The 19745-nt window shown below is 71.5% G+C and carries 20 protein-coding genes and 1 tRNA gene; 13 read left to right on the forward strand and 8 right to left on the reverse strand.

Features of this window, described 5'->3' with window-relative positions; genetic code table 11:
* Nucleotides 1-49: 49 nt before the first annotated feature.
* Complete coding sequence (locus NE236_RS38400; protein WP_252847213.1) at nucleotides 50-814, reverse strand: SDR family NAD(P)-dependent oxidoreductase; 765 nt, start codon at nucleotides 812-814, stop codon at nucleotides 50-52.
* A gap of 103 nt (nucleotides 815-917) precedes the next feature.
* On the opposite strand from NE236_RS38400, the gene mshA reads away from it, so the two are divergent.
* The 4 genes from mshA (at nucleotide 918) to NE236_RS38420 (ending at nucleotide 4432) form a co-directional block, all read left to right on the forward strand.
* On the forward strand, nucleotides 918-2174 hold the full coding sequence (gene mshA / locus NE236_RS38405) for a D-inositol-3-phosphate glycosyltransferase (protein ID WP_252847214.1): 1257 nt from the start codon (nucleotides 918-920) through the stop codon (nucleotides 2172-2174).
* 13 nt (nucleotides 2175-2187) lie between these two features.
* Nucleotides 2188-2730 (forward strand): type III secretion system chaperone family protein, encoded by a 543-nt coding sequence (locus tag NE236_RS38410; RefSeq protein WP_252847215.1) that lies wholly within the window; start codon nucleotides 2188-2190, stop codon nucleotides 2728-2730.
* Between the two features lie 123 nt (nucleotides 2731-2853).
* Entirely contained in the window at nucleotides 2854-3666 is an 813-nt protein-coding gene (locus NE236_RS38415) for an SAM-dependent methyltransferase (RefSeq protein ID WP_252847216.1), read from the forward strand.
* 19 nt (nucleotides 3667-3685) lie between these two features.
* Nucleotides 3686-4432: a phosphoglyceromutase gene (locus NE236_RS38420; protein WP_252847217.1), complete on the forward strand. Its 747-nt coding sequence runs from the start codon at nucleotides 3686-3688 to the stop codon at nucleotides 4430-4432.
* Nucleotides 4433-4502: 70 nt separating this feature from the next.
* Here NE236_RS38420 and phoU read toward each other — a convergent pair whose 3' ends face one another.
* Entirely contained in the window at nucleotides 4503-5159 is a 657-nt protein-coding gene (gene phoU / locus NE236_RS38425) for a phosphate signaling complex protein PhoU (protein ID WP_252847218.1), read from the reverse strand.
* A gap of 153 nt (nucleotides 5160-5312) precedes the next feature.
* On the opposite strand from phoU, the gene NE236_RS38430 reads away from it, so the two are divergent.
* Nucleotides 5313-6491 (forward strand): sensor histidine kinase, encoded by a 1179-nt coding sequence (locus NE236_RS38430; protein WP_252847219.1) that lies wholly within the window; start codon nucleotides 5313-5315, stop codon nucleotides 6489-6491.
* 8 nt (nucleotides 6492-6499) lie between these two features.
* Complete coding sequence (locus NE236_RS38435; RefSeq protein ID WP_504915098.1) at nucleotides 6500-7177, forward strand: response regulator; 678 nt, start codon at nucleotides 6500-6502, stop codon at nucleotides 7175-7177.
* A 211-nt stretch (nucleotides 7178-7388) separates the two neighbouring features.
* On the opposite strand, the gene NE236_RS38440 is transcribed toward NE236_RS38435, so the two are convergent.
* Both NE236_RS38440 and NE236_RS38445 read right to left on the reverse strand, forming a co-directional pair.
* Nucleotides 7389-8291, reverse strand: a complete 903-nt coding sequence (locus NE236_RS38440) for a hypothetical protein (protein ID WP_252847221.1) — start codon at nucleotides 8289-8291, stop codon at nucleotides 7389-7391.
* A gap of 202 nt (nucleotides 8292-8493) precedes the next feature.
* Nucleotides 8494-9216 (reverse strand): hypothetical protein, encoded by a 723-nt coding sequence (locus NE236_RS38445; protein ID WP_252847222.1) that lies wholly within the window; start codon nucleotides 9214-9216, stop codon nucleotides 8494-8496.
* 286 nt (nucleotides 9217-9502) lie between these two features.
* Here NE236_RS38445 and NE236_RS38450 point away from each other — a divergent pair, with 286 nt between their 5' ends.
* Both NE236_RS38450 and ispF read left to right on the forward strand, forming a co-directional pair.
* Nucleotides 9503-9985 carry a CarD family transcriptional regulator gene (locus NE236_RS38450; protein ID WP_252778128.1) on the forward strand — a complete coding sequence of 161 codons (483 nt, stop codon included), beginning with the start codon at nucleotides 9503-9505 and terminating at the stop codon, nucleotides 9983-9985.
* Between the two features lie 25 nt (nucleotides 9986-10010).
* Complete coding sequence (gene ispF, locus NE236_RS38455) at nucleotides 10011-10472, forward strand: 2-C-methyl-D-erythritol 2,4-cyclodiphosphate synthase (protein ID WP_252847223.1); 462 nt, start codon at nucleotides 10011-10013, stop codon at nucleotides 10470-10472.
* Between the two features lie 56 nt (nucleotides 10473-10528).
* On the opposite strand, the gene fahA is transcribed toward ispF, so the two are convergent.
* On the reverse strand, nucleotides 10529-11737 hold the full coding sequence (fahA, locus tag NE236_RS38460) for a fumarylacetoacetase (RefSeq protein WP_252847296.1): 1209 nt from the start codon (nucleotides 11735-11737) through the stop codon (nucleotides 10529-10531).
* Nucleotides 11738-11808: 71 nt separating this feature from the next.
* Nucleotides 11809-13374 carry a DUF2637 domain-containing protein gene (locus tag NE236_RS38465; protein ID WP_252847224.1) on the reverse strand — a complete coding sequence of 522 codons (1566 nt, stop codon included), beginning with the start codon at nucleotides 13372-13374 and terminating at the stop codon, nucleotides 11809-11811.
* Between the two features lie 165 nt (nucleotides 13375-13539).
* On the opposite strand from NE236_RS38465, the gene NE236_RS38470 reads away from it, so the two are divergent.
* The 4 genes from NE236_RS38470 (at nucleotide 13540) to rlmB (ending at nucleotide 17668) form a co-directional block, all read left to right on the forward strand.
* On the forward strand, nucleotides 13540-14388 hold the full coding sequence (locus tag NE236_RS38470; protein WP_252847225.1) for a DUF6585 family protein: 849 nt from the start codon (nucleotides 13540-13542) through the stop codon (nucleotides 14386-14388).
* 62 nt (nucleotides 14389-14450) lie between these two features.
* Nucleotides 14451-15842: a cysteine--tRNA ligase gene (gene cysS, locus NE236_RS38475; protein ID WP_252847226.1), complete on the forward strand. Its 1392-nt coding sequence runs from the start codon at nucleotides 14451-14453 to the stop codon at nucleotides 15840-15842.
* 158 nt (nucleotides 15843-16000) lie between these two features.
* Nucleotides 16001-16708, forward strand: a complete 708-nt coding sequence (locus NE236_RS38480) for a Clp protease N-terminal domain-containing protein (RefSeq protein WP_372494505.1) — start codon at nucleotides 16001-16003, stop codon at nucleotides 16706-16708.
* A gap of 48 nt (nucleotides 16709-16756) precedes the next feature.
* Nucleotides 16757-17668 (forward strand): 23S rRNA (guanosine(2251)-2'-O)-methyltransferase RlmB, encoded by a 912-nt coding sequence (gene rlmB, locus NE236_RS38485; protein WP_252847227.1) that lies wholly within the window; start codon nucleotides 16757-16759, stop codon nucleotides 17666-17668.
* A gap of 47 nt (nucleotides 17669-17715) precedes the next feature.
* Here the strand turns inward: rlmB and NE236_RS38490 are convergent, their stop codons facing one another.
* Nucleotides 17716-18630, reverse strand: a complete 915-nt coding sequence (locus NE236_RS38490; RefSeq protein ID WP_252847228.1) for an SDR family oxidoreductase — start codon at nucleotides 18628-18630, stop codon at nucleotides 17716-17718.
* Nucleotides 18627-19241, reverse strand: coding sequence for a TetR family transcriptional regulator (locus tag NE236_RS38495; protein ID WP_252847229.1), 615 nt, complete (start codon nucleotides 19239-19241; stop codon nucleotides 18627-18629). Before NE236_RS38495 ends, NE236_RS38490 begins: the two co-directional genes overlap by 4 nt.
* Nucleotides 19242-19374: 133 nt before the next feature.
* Here NE236_RS38495 and NE236_RS38500 point away from each other — a divergent pair.
* A tRNA-Thr gene (locus NE236_RS38500) sits at nucleotides 19375-19447 on the forward strand.
* The last annotated feature ends 298 nt before the right edge of the window (nucleotides 19448-19745 follow it).

A 19745-nucleotide genomic window follows, 5' to 3' on the forward strand; every position in this document is an offset into this window, starting at 1 on the left:
CGGCCCCCGGCGGACCACCGCGGCACACCGGCACTGCCGCCGATCGGGATCAGCCGCGGTGGACCTTGTGGGCGGCGGCCTGGGCGCGCGGCTTGACGTCGATCCGGTCGATGTTGACGTGCGCCGGACGAGTGACGGCCCAGGCGATGCAGTCGGCGACGTCCTCCGCGCTCAGCGGCTCGGCCACCCCCTCGTACGTCTTGGCCGCCTTCTCCGCGTCGCCCTTGAACCGGACGAGGGAGAACTCGTCCGTCCGAACCATCCCGGGGGCCACCTCGGTGACGCGCACCGGCTGGTCGTACAGCTCGAGGCGAAGCGTGTCGTTGACCGCGGCGGCGCCGTGCTTGGCCGCGGTGTACCCGGCGCCGCCCTCGTACACGACGTGCGCGGCCAGCGAGGTGATGTTCACGATGTGGCCTTCGCCACTGTCGATCAGCTTGGGCAGCAGCGCCTTCGTCACGCGCATCAGCCCGAGGACGTTCGTCTCGAACATCCACTGCCAGTCGGCCGGGTCCGTATCGGCGACGGAGTCCAGGCCGGCCGCTCCACCGGCGTTGTTGACCAGGACGTGGCACTGCCGCAGGGACGCCGCGAGGGCGTCCACCGACTCCTGGGACGTCACGTCCAGGGCGGTCACCGCGACGCCGTTCCGCCGCCCTGCCGGGTCGGCGCTCTCGATCTCCGACTTCAGCTTCTCCAGGCGGTCGACGCGGCGCGCGGCGAGCACCACGTCGAACCCCTCGGCGGCGAGCCGGCGGGCGGTCGCCGCCCCGATTCCACTGCTTGCTCCGGTGACTACTGCTGTTCTGCGCACGAAAGCAATCTTCTCAGGCGCATGCCGAGCGACCGTGGGGGAGACCCGGGCCGGGGGAATGCGGTGATGTGGACGCTAAGTTGTTTTAACGGAGGTGGTGTCCGTGTCGGGTCTTGGCCGGGTGGCGACGATCAGCGTTCACACGTCGCCCTTGGAACAGCCGGGGACCGGGGATGCCGGCGGCATGAACGTCTACATCGTCGAGGTCGCCAAGCGCATGGCCGAGCGCGGCGTCGAGGTCGACGTCTTCACGCGGGCGACCGCACGGACGCTCCCCCCGGTCGTCGAACTGGCGCCCGGCGTGTCGGTCCGGCACGTCGCCGCCGGGCCGCTCGAGGAACTCGACAAGTCCGAGCTGCCCGGCCACATGTGCGCGTTCACCTCCGACCTGCTGCGCACCGAGGCGGCGCACGACCCCGGCCACTACGATCTGGTCCACTCCCACTACTGGCTCTCCGGCCAGGCGGGCTGGGCCGCGCGCCAACGCTGGGGCGTCCCGCTCGTGCACTCCATGCACACTCTCGCGAAGGTGAAGAACACCTCGCTGGCCACGGGTGACTCACCCGAGCCCCTCGCACGCGTGCTCGGCGAGCAGCAGGTCGTCGACTGCGCCGACCGGATCGTGGCCAACACCGCCGAAGAGGCCCGGCAGCTCATGTCGCTCTACGACGCCGATCCCGACCAGGTCGCCACCGTCGCCCCCGGCGCGGACCTGTCCCGGTTCACCCCGCGCGGCGGCGCCCGGCGCCGGCTGGGACTCCCGGAGAACGCCGCCGTCCTGCTGTTCGTCGGCCGCATCCAGCCGTTGAAGGCGCCCGACGTCCTCGTCCGCGCCGCCGCCCGCATGCTCGAGGACGACCCGGGCCTCCGTGACCGCCTGATCGTCGCGATCGTCGGCGGCCCGAGCGGATCGGCGCGCTCCCGCCCGGAGGAACTGCGGCGCCTCGCGCACCGGCTCGGCGTCGAGGACGTCGTACGCTTCGAACCGCCCTGCCCCCAGGACGGGCTCGCCGACTGGTACCGCGCCGCCGACGTCACCGTCGTGCCCTCCCACAGCGAGTCGTTCGGCCTGGTCGCCGTCGAGTCCCAGGCGTGCGGCACCCCGGTGGTCGCCGCGGCGGTGGGCGGACTGCGCACCGCCGTACGGGACGGCCGGTCCGGAGTGCTCGTCGACGGCCACGACCCGGCCGACTACGCTCGCGTGCTGCGCGGCCTGGTCGGCGCGCCGCGCCGGCTGCGGGCGATGTCGGACGCGGCGGTCCGGCACGCCAGGGCGTTCGGCTGGGACGAGACGGCCGACCGGCTCCTGGAGGTCTACGCCGAGGCGGTCGAGGCCCGCGCCATGCCCGTCTCGGCCTGAGAGAGGGGACGGCATGAGCGCCGACGAGGCACTGAAGGCGATCCTGGACGAGCAGGGGCTGGAGTACGAGCGGCCGCGCCCGAAGGCGTACCTCGTGAAGCTGCCCGGACACCACAAGCTGGCCACCATGACCTGGCTCATCGCCGGCGACCACAGTCTGCACGTCGAGGCGTTCTTCTGCCGGCAGCCGGATGAGAACCACGAGGAGTTCTACCGCTGGCTGCTGCGCAAGAACGGAGCGATGTACGGCGTCGCCTTCACGCTCGACCCGGTCGGCGACGTCTACCTCGTCGGCCGGCTTCCGCTGTCGGCGGTGACGGCCGAGGAGATCGACCGCATTCTGGGCTGCGTGCTCACCTACTCTGACGACAATTTCGACCACGCGTTGGAGCTCGGGTTCGCCGAGTCCATCAGGCGCGAGTGGGAGTGGCGCGTGAAGCGGGGCGAGAGCGTCGCCAACCTCCGGCCGTTCGCCCGGATCCTGCCCGAGGCCGTCCGTGACGGCGCGGACGCGGCCGACCGGGTCGCCTCCGGCCCGTCGCCCGGCCCCTCCTGAGCACCGGTTCGCTCACCGGAACGAGAACAGATTCTAGTTTTATTGTGCGTATTGCGCATCATTGGTGGCTTTAAGTAGCTAAACTGCCTCTGTCGCGGCAGGTGGGTGTGGAAGGGGCGTGGAGTGGCAGAACGGGACCGGGCCCCTGCGAGCGTCGATCTGAGCACCCCCAACGCGGCTCGGATGTACGACTACTTCCTCGGCGGCAAGGACAACCTCGCGCCCGACCGCACCGCCGCCGAAATGGTCCTGCAGATCGCGCCGCAGATCCGGATCGCGGCCCAGCAGAACCGCGGCTTCCTCGGCCGTGCCGTGCGCTACCTCGCCGAGGCGGGCGTCCGGCAGTTCCTCGACATCGGCACCGGGCTGCCGACCCAGAACAACGTCCACGAGGTCGCGCACACCATCGCTCCCGAGGCTCCCGTCGTCTACGTCGACAACGACCCGGTCGTACTCGCCCACGGCCGCGCGATCCTCGCCGGGTCCAAGAACGTCCACATCGTCCAGGCGGACCTGCGCCGGCCCGAGGACATCCTCGACAACCCCGAGGTGCGCGAGCGTCTCGACTTCGACCGGCCCATCGCGATCCTGCTCGTGGCCATCGTGCACTTCCTCCAGGAGTCCGACGGCCCGGAGGAGATCGTCGCGAGGTTCCGTGACGTCCTCCCGCCGGGCGGGCACCTCGTGCTCAGCCACGTCTGCGGGGACGCGCTCCCGGACGCCGTCGCGCCGGTCACCGAGATCTACCGGCACTCCTCGACCCCGATCATCACCCGTAGCACCGAGCGGATCCGCGGCTTCTTCGGCGACCTCGAGCTGGTCGAGCCCGGACTCGTCAACGTCTCGGCGTGGCGTCCCGACACGGTCGAGGCCAAGCGGATCAGCGAGAAGTACCCGGACGGCTACTTCCCGGCCGGCGTCGCCCGCAAATCCTGAGGCACTACGCTCGTTAGCCATGGCGACATTGGTACTTCTCCGGCATGGCGAGAGCGTCTGGAACGCGGAGGGCCTCTTCACGGGCTGGGTGGACGTCGATCTGTCCGAGAAGGGGGAGGAAGAAGCGGTCACCGGCGGTGACCTGCTGCTCGACGCCGACCTCAAACTGGACGTCGTGCACACCTCGGTGCTCAAGCGCGCGATCCGCACGGCCAACATCGCGCTGGACGCCGCCGAGCAGCTGTGGATCCCCGTACGACGCTCCTGGCGGCTCAACGAGCGGCACTACGGCGCCCTCCAGGGCAAGAACAAGGCGCAGACGCGCGAGGAGTACGGCGACGAGCAGTTCATGACCTGGCGCCGGTCCTACGACACGCCGCCGCCCCCGATCGCCGACGACGACCCGCTGTCCCAGATCAACGACCCGCGCTACGCACTCCTGCCCTCGGAGCTGATCCCGCGCACCGAGTGCCTGGCCGACGTGGTGGACCGCCTGCTGCCGTACTGGTACGACGCGATCGTCCCCGACCTCGCGGCGGGCCGTACGGTGCTGATCGCCGCGCACGGCAACTCCCTGCGGGGCCTCGTCAAGCACCTCGACGACATCTCCGACGAGGAGATCGCGGGCCTCAACATCCCCACCGGCGTCCCGCTGCTCTACGAGCTGGACGACGACTTCGAGCCGCTCAAGAAGGGCGGGGAGTACCTCGACCCCGACGCCGCCAAGGCGTCCATCGAGGCCGTCAAGAATCAGGGCAAGAAGTAGATCTTCGTCCGGAACGGAAGATCCCGGCAGCGGGCTGCTGCCGGGATCATTTTCTCCGATGCGCGGGGGGCTACTCGACGATGTCCGCCGCGTGCTCGCCGGTCACCAGGTAGACGACGTTCTCCGCGACGTGCACGGCGTGGTCGGCGAACCGCTCGAAGTAGCGGCCGGCCAGGGAGATGTCCACCGCCGGCTCGACCCCGTGCTTCCATTTCGGCGACAGCAGCGCGTCGAACAGCTTGCGGTGCAGCCGGTCCATCTGGTCGTCGTCGGTGTCGAGCTCGAGACCCATCTCGACGTCGTGCGAGGCGATGACGCTGCCCGCCTTGGCGATCATGCGCTCGGCGATCTGGCCCATCTCCAGGACGGTGGCCTGCAGCTCGGGCGGGATGGCCGACTCGGGGTGGCGCCGGCGGGCGGTCTTGGCGAGGTGCACGGCGAGGTCGCCCATGCGCTCGATGTCGCCGGCCATCCGCAGCGCGGCGATCAGCATCCGCAGGTCGCGGGCGACCGGCTGCTGCCGCGCCATCAGGTCGAAGACCGTCTCCTCGATCTCCGTCTCGAGCTTGTTGACCTGCTCGTCAGAGCTGATGACCTCTTCGGCGAGCCGCAGGTCGGCATCCAGCAGGGCCGTGCTGGCACGGGTCATCGCCGACCGCACCAGTCGCGTCATCTCCACGAGCTTGTCGGAGAGTCCGTCGAGCTCCTCGTGGTAGGCGTCTCGCATAAAGATCCTTTATTCGGGCGTGGTTATCCAGTTGACAGCCTCGCGGGATGCCATGAACGGTCGCGTAGTTACAGGTTAACTTTTGACGAACGTCCTTGCGGCGGCGCTGATCCGTGGGCGGACCTAGGCAGAGTGCCGCCTACGATCCAAGATGTGAATGTGGAGGTTGTCGCCGGCCTGGCGAGTGCCGTCGGGCTCCTTACCGGCCTGGTGGCAGGGCTGGCTGTGCGCGCGAGCGAGCGCGCTCAGCGGCCGGTCGATGCCCCAACGCCGCTGTCGGGCCTGCCGGGCGGTGTCGCGTCCGTGCTCAGTGTGCTGCCGTCCTCGGCGGTCGTCATCGACGGTGACGACCGCGTGCTGCGGGCCAGCTCCGCCGCCCGTGCGTTCGGTCTGGTCAGTGGCGATCGGCTGCTCGTCGACGAGCTCCTCGCCATGGCCCGGCTCGTACGCCGCGACGGAGAGATCCGCGAAGAGGAGATCGAGGTCGTCCACGGGCACAGGGAGGGCCGCTGGTTCGCGGTCCGGGTCGCGCCGATGGGATCGCACGGCCTCGTGCTCGTCCTCGCCGAGGACCTGACCGAGTTCCGCCGCGTCGAGGCGGTCCGGCGCGACTTCGTCGCCAACGTGAGCCACGAGCTGAAGACGCCCGTCGGAGCCCTGTCCCTGCTGTCGGAGACGGTCGAGGACGCCGCCGACGACCCCGAGGCCGTGCGACGCTTCTCCAAGCGCATGCAGCACGAGTCCGCGCGCCTGACCAACGTCATTCAGGACCTCATCACGCTGACTCGCCTGCAGGGCGGCGAGGCCGTCCAGCGGCCGCGGATGGTCTCGCTCGACGACGCCATTCACGAGGCCGTCGACCGGTGCCGCCTCAAGGCGGAGCCCAAGGAGATCACCCTCGCCATCGGCGGGCGCGACGACCTGCGGGTGTACGGCGACGAGGAACTGCTGATCACCGCGGTCCGCAACCTGATCGACAACGCCATCGCCTACAGCCCCGAACACACGAGAGTCGTCGTGTGCACCCGGCTGGCCGACGAGCAGCACGTCGAGATCAGCGTGACCGACCAGGGCATCGGCATTCCCGAGGCCGACCTAGAGCGCATCTTCGAGCGTTTCTACCGTGTCGACCCCGCGCGGTCCCGGCAGACCGGTGGCACCGGTCTCGGGCTCGCGATCGTCAAGCACGTCACGACCCGGCATCGGGGCGATGTGAACGTCTGGAGCAAGGAGGGATCCGGCTCGACCTTCACCATCCGCCTTCCGCTGCTGTCCACCTCCGCACCCGCGAAGGAAACACCTGAGCAAGAAACCGTACGGGAGGCCCCCTAGTGACCCGAGTGCTCGTCGTGGAAGACGAGGAGTCGTTCAGCGACGCGCTGTCGTACATGCTCCGCAAGGAGGGTTTCGAAGTCGCCGTCGCGGCGACCGGGCCGGACGCCCTGGAGTCCTTCGACCGTGCCGGCGCCGACCTCGTGCTGCTCGACCTGATGCTGCCCGGGCTCCCCGGCACCGAGGTGTGCAGGGAGCTGCGCACCAAGTCGAACGTCCCGGTGATCATGCTGACGGCCAAGGACAGCGAGGTCGACAAGGTCGTCGGGCTGGAGCTCGGCGCGGACGACTACGTGACCAAGCCGTTCTCCTCACGTGAGCTGGTCGCCCGTATCCGCGCGGTGCTACGGCGCCGTGGCGACGGCGAGGAGCTGGCCCCCGCGACGCTGGAGGCCGGTCCGGTCCGCATGGACGTCGAGCGTCACGTCGTGACCGTCTCCGGGAACGAGGTGCCGCTGCCGCTCAAGGAGTTCGAGCTGCTGGAGGTGCTGCTGCGCAACGCGGGCCGCGTGCTGACCCGCATGCAGCTGATCGACCGCGTGTGGGGCGCCGACTACGTCGGTGACACCAAGACGCTGGACGTGCACATCAAGCGGCTCCGGGCCAAGATCGAGCCGACACCGTCGACGCCGCGCTTCATCCTCACCGTGCGCGGGCTCGGCTACAAGTTCGAGCCCGAAGAGTAAGAGCTCGCGCGGAACGGGCGTCGCGAGACAGTCCATTCCACGCGAGCTCTGATCGGCCTGACGACGGGTGCCTCGGCGGCGGTGGCCGCTCCGGGGCGCCCGAGGTGCGCGCCTCTGCGCGGCCGTGCCGCTCAGAGGCGCTGGGAAGGCGAGAGCCCGCCGGCTCCGATCACCTACGGAGCCCGGCGGGCTTCTTCGTCGCGCCGCCCGCTCAGGCGGCCGGCGACGCGGAGGCCTTCTTGCCCTTGACGTGCTTGCCGGACTTGCCCGCCGGCGTCGCCGCGCCCGCGGCCGGGCTCTTGCTCGCGCCCGGAGTCGTGCTCGCACCGGGTGTCGTGCCGGGGGCCGGAGTGCCGGGGCTCGGCGTACCGGCCGGGGTGCTCGGGGTGCCGCCGCCCGGGGCCGCCGGGTAGGTCGCGTAGGAACCCGCCCGAGGCACGATCGGGACGTCCAAGTCGAGGGCGCCCGCCTGCTGGAAGTGCAGGGTCAGCCGGATCGTCTCGCCGCCGGAGAACTCCTTGGTGAGCCCCTTGAGGATCACGGTGGGGGTCGTCCCCGCGGCGGCCCCGCCCGTGCTCGAGGCGCTCGGTGAACCGCTCGTGGCCGGGCTGCTCGGGGCGCCGGGCGTGCCGGCCGGCTTGCCGCTGGGGGAGCCCGGCTTGATCGGCGTGCCCTTCCTCACGGTGCTCTTGGTGGGCGTGCCGCCCGGCGTGACGCTGGGAGCCGGCACTCCGGACTGCTGCGGGACGGCCTGGGAGTTGGTGGAGATCAGCTGATTCGGCGGCAGGGTCACGCCGCCGTTCGCGATCTCGACCGACTGGGCCACACCCGGCGCGTCCACGCCGACGAGCTTGTCCGCGGAGGTGCCCCTGACCACGATCCAGGCGTAGAGCGGCGCGGAGGCGCCCACCGGCAGCCGCTGGCCGGGCTCCGGGCCGAGCACGAAGGCGTTGCGGACGGCGATCTGGCCCACGGAGGCGTTGACGCCCTCGGTCAGGCGGGTCGGCATCACCGACTGCGGATGCTGGCCGGCGGCACAGGCGGACACCAGCGGCGCGACGGCGAAGGCGCCGATGACGGCCATGGCGACGGCCCGGCGGCGGTTGCGGCTCACGGCGTCGTTCTCTCCTTGGACAGGCTTGGGTCTTCCGAGGCGCGCGGAACGCCCGATCTGAAGCGTAGCGAGGCTATCCTCACCGGCCCCGTCGGGGGGCAGGCTTCCGTGGTTCCCCAAGGCCGGGCGTACGGGGCGTCCGCAGGAGCGGCCGGGCCCGGCGGGCCGTGCGGGCATCGGCGAAAGGGCTCCGAGCGCTCAGCTACGGGGTGTGCAGCGCCTGAAGGTCCGGAGCGAGGTTCCGATCCGGCTGAACGCCGCGGATGACATCGCGGACGATCTTATCCGGCCGGATGAGCACCGCAGTCAGCCCCGCCGCCCGGTAGGTGGTGGACAGCAGGCGGTCGGGATCCTCGGCGGGGATGGCGTCGCCGCGGGGCACCACGGTGTCGGCGAGGCGCCGCACGTCGTCCGCGTCCCGGCCCGCGCGCCCGTCCGCGATCACCCAGGTCTGGACCCCCTGGCGCACGGCCTGCTGGGCGATGTTCGTGACGGTGGCGTCGCAGTGGCAGTCGCGCGGCACGATGAGGATGACGCCGGCGATGTTGATCAGTGTGTCGACCGGCATCTTCCGGCCGTTCGCGATGAGGTTTCCGGGGGGCAGTCCGCCGCCGGTCTCACCCGGCCGGCGCTGTACGACGCCGGTGGGGGGCACCTGGATGGTGTGCGGGTCGGGCCGGGGGGACACGACCGTCATCAGCACTCCGCTGATGAGGGCGACGAGCACGGCGCTGGCGATGAAGGGGGCGGCGATTCCGTAGCGGGTGAACGGCCGTGCGAGCCGCTGCCAGCGCTCACGCCGGCGCTGTTGCCGCAGTTCACGGCGGTACGCGAGCACGTCGCGGTCGAGCTCCCGCGCGTCGTCCGGGACGACGATGTCGACCTTGGGAAGCCCATAGTCGTCAGAGTCGCCGTGAAACCCCACGCCACACCTACCTTCTCGGACCGCTGCCGGCCCCACCCCGGGTCCGTCCTCCCGTCCACGCCGGGATGCCGGGCCCGTGTCGGCTCGTCCACCTCCAGTATGAGCCGCTTCCGTGGCCGTGTGAGCGGTGTGGCCGAATCCAATCGCCATGGCCCGGTGTTACACTGAATTCCAGCTTTGTCAATACCCTAATTACCGCGCTGACCTGCGTATATGTCCGGATGGTCGGTTCAGCAGGTCCCTGCAGCGTGCTACCCTTATCCATAGCGGAAGGGGTACTTGTCACATGACTTTCAAGGTCGGCGACACTGTCGTCTACCCCCACCATGGGGCTGCTCGGATCGAAGCCATCGAGACTCGTGCCATCAAAGGTCAGGACAAGACCTACCTGGTCCTGAAGGTCGATAAGGGCGATCTCACCGTTCGCGTTCCCGCGGAGAACGCCGAGCTGGTCGGCGTTCGGGACGTCGTGGGCCAGGAGGGGCTGGAGAAGGTGTTCGAGGTGCTTCGCGCACCCTACACCGAAGAGCCCACGAACTGGTCGAGGCGTTACAAGGCGAACCTCGAGAAGCTCGCGTCCGGCGACGTCAACAAGGTCGCCGAGGTCGTCCGTGACCTGTGGCGGCGTGACAAGGAGCGCGGCCTCTCGGCCGGTGAGAAGCGCATGCTGGCCAAGGCGCGCCAGATACTGGTCAGCGAGCTGGCGCTGGCCGAGAAGACCAACGAGGACAAGGCCGAGGCCCTCCTCGACGAAGTCCTGGCCAACTAGCGCCTTGGCGACACGGTTTCCTCGGGTGGGCGTCGGAGTCGACGTCCACCCGTTCGCTTCTGGCCGCCCGCTCCGGGTCGCCGGCCTCGACTGGTTCGATCAGGGCGATGGCCTCGCCGGTCATTCCGACGGGGACGTCGCGGCGCACGCGGCCTGCGACGCGCTCCTGTCGGCGGCCGGTCTCGGTGATCTCGGCGCCGTGTTCGGCACCACCGACCCACGCTGGGCGGGAGCCTCCGGGGTGGACCTCCTGCGGGAGGTCGACACCCGCATCACGGCGGCGGGCTACACCATCGGCAACGTCGCGATCCAGGTCATCGGGGTGCGCCCGCGGATCGGCGCCCGCCGGGCGGAGGCGGAGAAGACCCTGAGCAAGGCGCTGGGCGGCGCCCCGGTCAGCGTGTCCGGCACCACGACGGACGGCCTGGGCCTCACCGGCCGCGGTGAGGGCCTGGCCGCCATCGCCACGGCTCTCGTCCTGGTCTGACATTCGCCGCGGCCTCACCAGAGCACCGGCAGGACCGTGCCCGTGACGCCGCGAGCTCAGCAGAGCGCCGGCAGGACCGTGCCCGTGACGTCACCGAACCCGATCGGCACGCCATCCGGCCCGGCGGCCGTCGCCTGGATCCGTACGGTGTCACCGTCCTCCAGATAGGCCCGGCGCTCGCCGTCCGGGAGCACCAGGGGCTCCTGGCCGTCCGAGCCGAGCTCGATGAGGCTGCCCCGCTCGTGGCGCCCCGGCCCGGACACGGTCCCGGAGGCCATCAGGTCGCCCGTGCGCAGCGCGGCGCCGTTCACGGTGGCGTGGGCCAGCTGCTGCGGCGCGGTCCAGTACATCCCCGCGAACGGCGGGCGGCTGACCACGTGTCCGTTCAGTTCGATCTGGAGCGTGATCTCAAGGCCCCAGGGCTCGTCGCACCGCAGATACGGCAACGGCTCCGGAACCTGCGCGGGCGGGGCCGTACGGGCGCTCTCGAGCGCCGCCACGGGCACCACCCACGGGGAGACGGACGTCGCGAAGGACTTGCCGAGGAACGGCCCGAGCGGCTGGTACTCCCATGCCTGGACGTCCCGGGCGCTCCAGTCGTTGACGAGCACGAATCCGAACACGTGGTCCCGGAACCCCGCCGTCGACACCGGCCGGCCGAGCGCCGACGGCACGCCCACGACGAAGCCGACCTCCGCCTCGACGTCCAGCTTGGCCGTCGGCCCGAACACCGGCCCGTCATCGCCTCGACGCTGCCCACAGGGCCGTACGATCGGCGTCCCCGACGGCACCACGGTGCCGGACCGGCCGTGGTAGCCGATCGGCAGGTGCAGCCAGTTCGGCGGCAGCGGCTCCGCGCCCGGCCGGAAGATCCGGCTCACGTTGGTCGCGTGGTCGCGCGAGGAGTAGAAGTCGACGTAGTCGGCCACCGCGAACGGCAGGTGCAGCTCGACCTCGCCCAGGGAGACCAGGTGCGGTTCGACCTGGTCGCGGTACGCCGCGCCCGTGAGCAGCACGGTCAGGCGATCCCGGGTCGCCTGCCAGACCGCGCGTCCGGCGGACATGAAGGAGTTCAGCGCGCCGGAGGCGAACCACCGCCGGTCGGCCAGCAGCCCCGCCGTCGAGAGCTCGGCCAGATCCAGCACCCGTTCGCCGATGGCCACCCCCACGCGTGGCAGCTCACCGCGCCGTGAGAACACGCCGTACGGGAGGTTCTGCACCCCGAATCCGCTGCCGTCGGGGACGGGAACCCAGGTCTCCATGATCCCTTCCTTCCCAGGCCGGGGGGATTCGATCCCGGGTCCGGCCGCGATCGGATCAGGTCCGCGCGCCCCGTTCAGTCGCGGGGCGGGGTCGGTGAGCTGCGGAACTTGCTGGACGGCGGCGTCCACTCCACGTCCTCGTCGCCCCGGGGAGCCGCGGGGCCGGGATATCCCGCCGGCCCCTTCTGCGGTCGCGCCTCGTCGGTCACGTCACCGGCGTCCGGGGCCTCGGCCCGGTCGTCGGCGTACACGTCCTCCTCTTCGCCCTCTTCGCCGGCGGCCGTCTCGTCGGCCACACCGGCGATCGGGATGCCGTCCGGGTCGGTGTCGGCCAGCCTGATGCCGTCGGGCTGCGTGTCGCCGAGCCGCGGCCCTCTCTGCGGCGGTCCGACGAGCCGCACGTCGGTCGGCAGCGAGGTCCGGGCCACCCAGCGCCGCGGGGGTTCCTCCTGGTCCGGGTCCACGGGCGTGTTCTCCACGGGCACGTTCACCTCCGGGTCGGAATCCGGTACGGGGCCACGGCCGGGCTCCGTGTCGCTCGCGGACCGGGGCCGCGCGGAACCCGGGGCGGCGTCGGGCGCCGTGCCAGGGACGGGAGCGGGGCCAGGCTGCGTTCCGGGGCCGGGCTGCGTTCCGGGGGCCGGAGCGGGGCCCGGCTGCCACGCACGGTCGGCCTGCAACTCCAACTCGGGCGGGAGCGCCGGCTCCTCCCGCGGTGCCGTCGGCTCCGGGTCGCGCGCGGCCTCAGGGCGGGGACCCGGCACGGCCGCGCCGCGATCGTCGCGGGGCAGGTCCCGTACGGTCTCGGGTTCTCGGTCCTGGTCCGGGGCGGTGGCGTCGTTCCGGGCGAGGTCGCGTACGGTCTCGCGCTCGCGGTTCTGGTCCGGGGCGGCGGAACCGTCCCAGGCGAGGTCGCGTACGGCCTCGGGCTCGCGGTCCTGCTCCAGGCCGGTGGCGCCGCCCCAGGCGAGGTCGCGTTCCGTCTCGGGTTCCGGAGTCGGGTCCGGCAGGGACGCGGCGGGGCTCTCGCGCGGCCGGTCCCGTACGACGTCGGGTCCGGGTTCGAGTGCGCGTGGCGCGGCCGGGCGCGGGAGCGGCCGGGTCTCGGCGGGCTCCTCCTCCCCGAGACCCGGGATGAACACCCCGTCGGCGTCGGCCGAGGCCGGCGGGGACTCCGGGGCCGGTGGTGCGGCGGCGTCGCGCCGGCGGGTCCGGCGTTGCTTGATCATCGAGAGCCACAGCCACACGGCGATGGCGAGGATCACCCACGGGGCCGCCGCGACACCGCCCGAGAGCCACGGGCGGGACAGGTGGTCATATCCGTGGACCGCGCGCCGCACCCCGGCGGTGCCGGCGCCGGCGATGAGCGCGAGCAGCAGCAGCCACCGGACAGCGCGCACCCACCAGCGGGAGCGGCGGGCGGTCAGGATCGACAGGATGACGACGACGACCAGCCCGTCGACCATTCCGGGGTACAGGAACGCCCGGTTGCGGGCGGCGCCGCCCTGGACGGCGAGCGTCCGCAGGTCGTCGTAGGACAGCACGAACGTCGCGCCGGCCAGCGCCGCGACGCCGAGGCCGCCGGCCGCCGTGAGCAGCCGCCGCTGCGCCGTGGAGTACTGGGCGGGGGAGTCAGTCATAACAGGGGAGCCAACCATCGATTCGGAAAGTTCCCTTATCTTGACCTGATCAACGTGATCCCGCTCTTACCGTGTGCCGCGTGTCGCCCGGCGCGGTGGAGGGGATGTGGCCGGATGTGGCGTCCGGGCTTTCGATGAGCCGTTCGTGGGTATGCGGGCGGTCGTATGTCAGATTTCCCCCTATACACGGCGAATGCGGCGACCGAGGCCGCCATCCCGTCTCGCGTCCGCCGAGTCGCCGAGGACGAGCGGCTCGGCGGGTTTCGCGGCGCGTACGCCCCCCGGTCCGTCGACCGGCGGTCCCGCGCGTGGCTCGTGATCCTCGGCCTGCCGGGTCTCGTGCTGCTGCCCTTCACCGCCGCCTTCCTGCTGGACGGCTTCGGCTGGGCGGCCGCGCTCGGCCTGCTGCTCACCGTCGCGTACCTCGGCGCGGCCGGCCACATCCTCGTGCGGGACGTCCTGCCGGGGCGGGGTCCGGTCGTCCACCTCTTCGACAACGGCGTCGTGCTGTCCTCCTGGCGCACCGCGACCCCCTTCGCCTGGGACGCCGTCACGGAGCTGCGCGTCTCCGGCGTACGGCGGGCCGCGACCGGCACGGTCACGTGGCGGCTGATCCTCTCCGGCCGGGCGGCGGACGCCGAGGCCGTGATCGACGGAGGTGTCCCCGGCGCCAGAGAGCTCGTCGAGACCGTGTCCCGCGCCGTGACCGAACGGGTCCTGCCGAAATACCTCTCCCGCGTCGAGACCGGGGGCAAGGTCCGGCTCGGGCCGTTCGCCGTCACCCGCGAGGGCATCGCCAAAGACGGTGAGTACGTGCCGTGGAAGGACGTCGCCCGCGTGGAGATCCAGGGCGCGATGGTGTACGTCGATCGCGCCGACCGGCCCTCCGGGCTGACGGCGATCGCCGGGGAGGTCCCGAACGCCGTGGCGTTCGGCGAGCTGACGCGGCGCCTGAGCGCCTCCCATGGCGGCGCGCGGACCGATGGGGACGCCGGCCGATCGGTGAGGCCATGAAAGCGCTGCGGAGAGGCGATTTCGGTGACGGGAGCGGACCGGCATCGAATAGCCTCTTACGCGTGAGCCTGCGCCTCTACGACACCGGTACCCGTGGCATCCGCGAATTCGTCCCGCTCCAGGCGGGCCGGGCGGGGATCTACGTCTGTGGTGCCACGCCGCAGGCCGCGCCGCACATCGGGCACATGCGCTCCGGCGTCATCTACGACATCGTCTACCGCTGGCTGCTCGCCTCCGGGTACGACGTCACGTTCGCCCGGAACATCACCGACGTGGACGACAAGATAATCCGGGTCGCCGCGGAGACCGGTGTGCCGTGGTTCGCGGTCGCCGAGAGCAACCAGCGCGTCTTCGGCCGTGGCTACGACGCGCTCGGCTGCCTCCCGCCGACGATCGAGCCGCGGGCGACGGGTCACGTCCCCGAGATGATCGTGCTGATGCGCCGCCTCATCGAGGCCGGTCACGCCTACACCGTGGAGGGCGACGTCTACTTCGACGTCGCGTCCTGGGCCGATCACTATGGCGCGCTGTCCAACCAGAAGCTCGACAACATGCGACCGGCCGGCGACACGCCGAACGAGACGGCCAAGCACGACCCGCGCGACTTCGCCCTGTGGAAGGGCGCCAAGCCGGGCGAGCCGACCTGGGAGACGCCCTGGGGCCCCGGCCGCCCCGGCTGGCACCTCGAGTGCTCGGCCATGGCGACCAAGTACCTCGGCCCGGTCTTCGACATCCACGGCGGCGGCGTCGACCTGATCTTCCCGCACCACGAGAACGAGCTCGCGCAGTCGACGGCGGCCGGCGACGGGTTCGCGCGCTACTGGCTGCACAACGGTCTTCTCACCGTGAACGGCGAGAAGATGAGCAAGTCCGTCGGCAACGTCGTGCTGCTGACGGACCTGCTGGACCGCGCCCGGCCGGTCGAGGTCCGCTACTACCTCGCCGCGGCGCACTACCGCTCGATCATGGACTACTCCGACGAGGCGTTGCGCGAGGCCGCGGTCGCGTACCAGCGCATCGAGGGCTTCGTGACACGGGCCGTCGAGCTCGCCGGTCGCGTCGAGCCCGGCACGCCGCCGGCCCCGTTCGTCGACGCGATGAACGACGACCTGGGCGTGCCGCAGGCGCTGGCCGTCGTCCACGAGGCCGTACGCGAGGGCAACACCGCGCTCGCCGCCGGCGAGAAGGACACCGTGATCCGGGTTCTCGGCGAGGTCCGGGCGATGCTCGGCGTCATGGGTCTCGACCCGCTGTCGGAGCAGTGGGAGGGTGCGGGCGACGACCTTCACGACGTCGTCGACGCCCTGGTGTCGGTGGCCCTGGAGCAGCGGCAGGCGGCCCGGGCCCGCAAGGACTACGCCGCCGCGGACGCCATCCGCGACGGCCTGACCGCCGCCGGGATCGTCATCGAGGACACCCCGCGCGGCACCCGCTGGGAGCTCAAGCACTCCTGACCGGCGCGAACACGCCGGGCCCCGGACGGCCGCGACGCGGCGGCGTCCGATCCGGTTGCCGGGCCGCTCTCGTGGGGACGTACGCTTCGAGGAGATCCAACGGTCGACCGGCCACCCCGGCCGGGCCGTGCCTCCCCTGCCCTGCCGAGGTGGTACACGTGCTGGAGCGGTTCACCGACACCGCCCGCCGAGTCGTGGTCCACGCCCAGGAGGAGGCTCGCGCGCTCCGTCACGGCCACATCGGCACCGAGCATCTCCTCCTCGGCCTGCTGCGCGGTGACGCCGGCGGCGCGGCACGCGCCCTCGACGCGGCCGGCATCACCCTCGACGCCGCCCGCCGCGACGTGGAGGAGCTCGTCGGGAGAGGGTCGCGGGCGCCCGACGGCGACATGCCGTTCACGCCGCGAGCCAAGAAGGTCCTCGAACTGTCCCTGCGCGAGGCGTTGCAGCTTGGCGACGACTACATCCGCAGCGAGCACATCCTCCTCGGCCTCATGAGGGAGCCCGAAGGCGTCGGCGTCCGCGTCCTGCAGCGGCGCGGCGTCGACACCCTCGAACTGCGGCGCGGCGTCATCATGGCGCTGCGAGGTCCGCAGCCGACGGAAGGCCCTGAGCCGCAGGCGGCCGGAAGCCCGGAGCAGCAGGCGGCGGAAGGCCCGGGGCAGCAGGCGGCCGAGGGACTGGGGCAAGAGGCGGTTGCGGGCCCGGAGCGGCAGGCGGAGGCCCGCCCGTGGCCGCAGGCGATGGATCTCCCGTGGACCTCCCCTGGGGAGGCGGCGATCGAGGAGCGCCTGACCGCCATCGAACATCGACTGGAGCGCATCGAGCGGCTCCTTCGGGACGGTTGGGGTCCGGGTTCCGCGTAGGCTCTGTGCGGGGCGTCAGATCGCCCTGTGCACCAGCGGAGGGCAAGGATGTCGAAGCGTCGCAAGAAGGGGCCGAGTCGCACCCTGAAGGCCGAGGACCGGCACTGGTACGGCAATCGCCAGACCGCCCGTGCCGAGAAGTCGGCGACGCGGACCGGCACCGCCACCGCAGGTTCCCGGCGTGCGTCCTCCTCGTCCTCTCCCGCCGATCGACCGGCCCGGCGACCCGCGCCCGAGGGCCCGGAGCTGGTCACCGGCCGTAACCCGGTCGTCGAGGCGCTGCGCGCGGGCATCCCGGCGAGCGCCCTGTACGTCATGACCGGTGCGTCGGACGACCGCGTCCGCGAGTCCATCAAGCTGGCCACCGACGCCGGCGTGCCGCTGCTGGAGGCGGGCAGGGCCGAGCTCGACCGGATGACCGACCAGGCCGTGCACCAGGGCATCGTCCTCCAGGTCCCCGAATACCGCTACGCGCACCCGGACGACCTGCTGCTGCACGGCACCCCCCAGCTCATCGTCGCCCTCGACGGCGTGACCGATCCGCGCAACGTGGGGGCGATCGTCCGATCGGCCGCCGCGTTCGGCGCGCACGGCGTGCTCCTCCCGGAGAGGCGGGCGGCCGGCGTGACCGCCGGCGCCTGGAAGACCTCCGCGGGCACGCTCGCCTCCGTACCGGTGGCCCGCGCCACCAACCTCGTACGAGCGCTCAAGGCGTACCAGAGCGCCGGTCTGTTCGTCGCGGGCCTCGACGCCCGTGGCGCCGTCGGCGTCGGCTCTCTGGAGGCGGCGAGCGGCCCGCTGGTGCTCGTCATCGGTTCGGAGGGCAAGGGCCTGTCGCGACTGGTCGCCGAGACGTGCGACCTGCTGGTCAACATCCCGATGGGGCCGAAGGCCGAGTCCCTCAACGCCGGCGTCGCCGCGGGCATCGCCCTGTACGAGATCTCCCGCCGCCGCTCCTGACGGATCGCCGAGGTTCGTCGGAGCCCGACGAACCTCGACGAGCATCCTCAGCGGTAGTCCTCGACGCGGGCGTCCTTCCTGTCGCCGAAGTAGACCTCTTCGAAGTAGCGGCTGGCCTCCGGCTGCGAACCGTCGAGGTCGGTGAAGCCATAGTGCTTGGCCAGCACCCCGGCCGACAGCGCCTTGCCGGACCAGCGCGCGACCTCGGGGTCGGTGGCCAGCGCGGCGACCGCCCGCCCGATGTAGCGCGGCGTCTCCGAGATCGCGAACCACTTGTCCTTGGCGATCCCGTCCCGCCAGTTCTCCTCGGCGACGCCGAAGTGCTCCAGCATCTCTTCCGAGCGCAGGAACCCGGGCGTCAGCGACAGCGACGTGACACCGTGCGGGGACACCTCGTCGTGCAGCATCTTGCCGAGCCGGGTGATCGCCACCTTCACCATGTCGAAGAACATCGATCCCCGGTACCGGTCGTTGAACATGTCATCCCCGTCGGTGATCTCGACGACCAGCCCCCGGCCCCGCCGTACGAGCAGCGGCAGGACCGTGTGCAGCGTGATCAGATGGGTCTCCAGGCCGTTGCGGAGGGCCCGCAGGCCGTTGTCCAGGTCGTGCTCCCAGAGCGGTCTCCACTCGACCCACTGGTCACCACCCCACGTGTCGTCGACGAGGACGTCCAGGCGGCCGTCCTGCTCCTTCTCGATCCGCCGGACCAGCGCCTGAACGTCGGCCGGGACCATGTGGTCGCAGCGGACCGGAACGCCCCGGCCGCCAGCCTCGGTCACCAGCTCGGCGGTCTCCTCGATCGTCTCCGGACGGTCCAGCGGGCTGCGCGACTCCCGCGTGCTGCGGCCGGTGACGTACACCGTCGCACCGGCCGCACCCAGCTCCACCGCCATGCCACGTCCGGCTCCCCGGGTGCCTCCGGTGACGAGTGCCACGTGTTCTTTCAGCGGACCGGTCACATGCTCTCCTCGGTTGCTCCTGCGTCTGGACCGTGGCACCAGCCGGTCAGCACCGCGCCGAGGTCGGTGCGCATCCGGTCCCGCAGACCCCCGACCGGCCGCGCCGACCAGTGCAGCGCGGTGCCGTCGGCGATCGCGGCCAGGACCCGGGCGGCCACCGGCGCGGGCGGTGCTCCGGGCAGCCGGCCCTCGCCGACCGCACGGTCGAGAAGGGGGACGAGACCCTCCTCCAGCGCCGCGTGCAGCTCCGCCAGCAGCCCGCGCAACTCCTCGTCGGCCAGATCGACGGCCAGCTGCGCCAGGTTGTTGGCCGCCCTGGCAGGATCGTCCAGCGCCGCGAACGTCTCCACCAGCACGTCGATCACCGCGGCGACCGGATCGTCGGCCGTCGCGGAGGCGGTGCGCACGCCCTCCCGAGTGCTGGTCACCGCAGTCCTGGTCATCGCGGCCAGCAGCCCGTGCTTGGACCCGAAGCGCTGAGCCAGCGTCCCGACGGCGACCCCCGCCTCCCGAGCGACGTCCGCGAGCGTGAACCCGGGCCCGAGCCGGCCGATGGCCACCCCGGCGGCGTCGAGCAGGTGCTCATCCGTGAACTTCCTCGGTCGTGCCACGCAGTTATTGAACCACGATTCACTAATGGGGGCCAGACACCGTACGGTCGACGCGACGGGAGAGGAACGTGCGATAAGCGAGTCGGACTCGCGGCGTATACGCGCTATCGTGGTGACGCTGCGACAGCAGTGCGCCTCCGTAGCTCAGCTGGCAGAGCGTCCGCCTTGTAAGCGGCAGGTCGCCGGTTCGAATCCGGCCGGAGGCTCCTACCTGACCAGCCAAAAGACCCCGAGCGATCATCGCCCGGGGTCTGTTTGGTCGGCAGTCACTTTATCGATGGGGGAATGCCGCCCTGGCGGTCCATGTGAGCGCGGTGGCTGAGACCACCACCATTAGGGCCGCCCACGGCAGTACTGCCATAGTCGTGGTGCCCAGCAGTCCAGCGTTCAGGGCGCCGCCGCCGATACCCACATTGAACGCGGCGACGTACCAGGAAGACGCGGCATCGGGGGCAGTGGCAGCGAGTCGGAGGACGCCTGTTTGCAGGCTCACCGGCAGCGCGG

Origin of the sequence: Actinoallomurus purpureus (assembly GCF_024055795.1) — a bacterium.
In the GTDB taxonomy this organism is placed as follows: Bacteria; Actinomycetota; Actinomycetes; order Streptosporangiales; family Streptosporangiaceae; genus Actinoallomurus; species Actinoallomurus purpureus.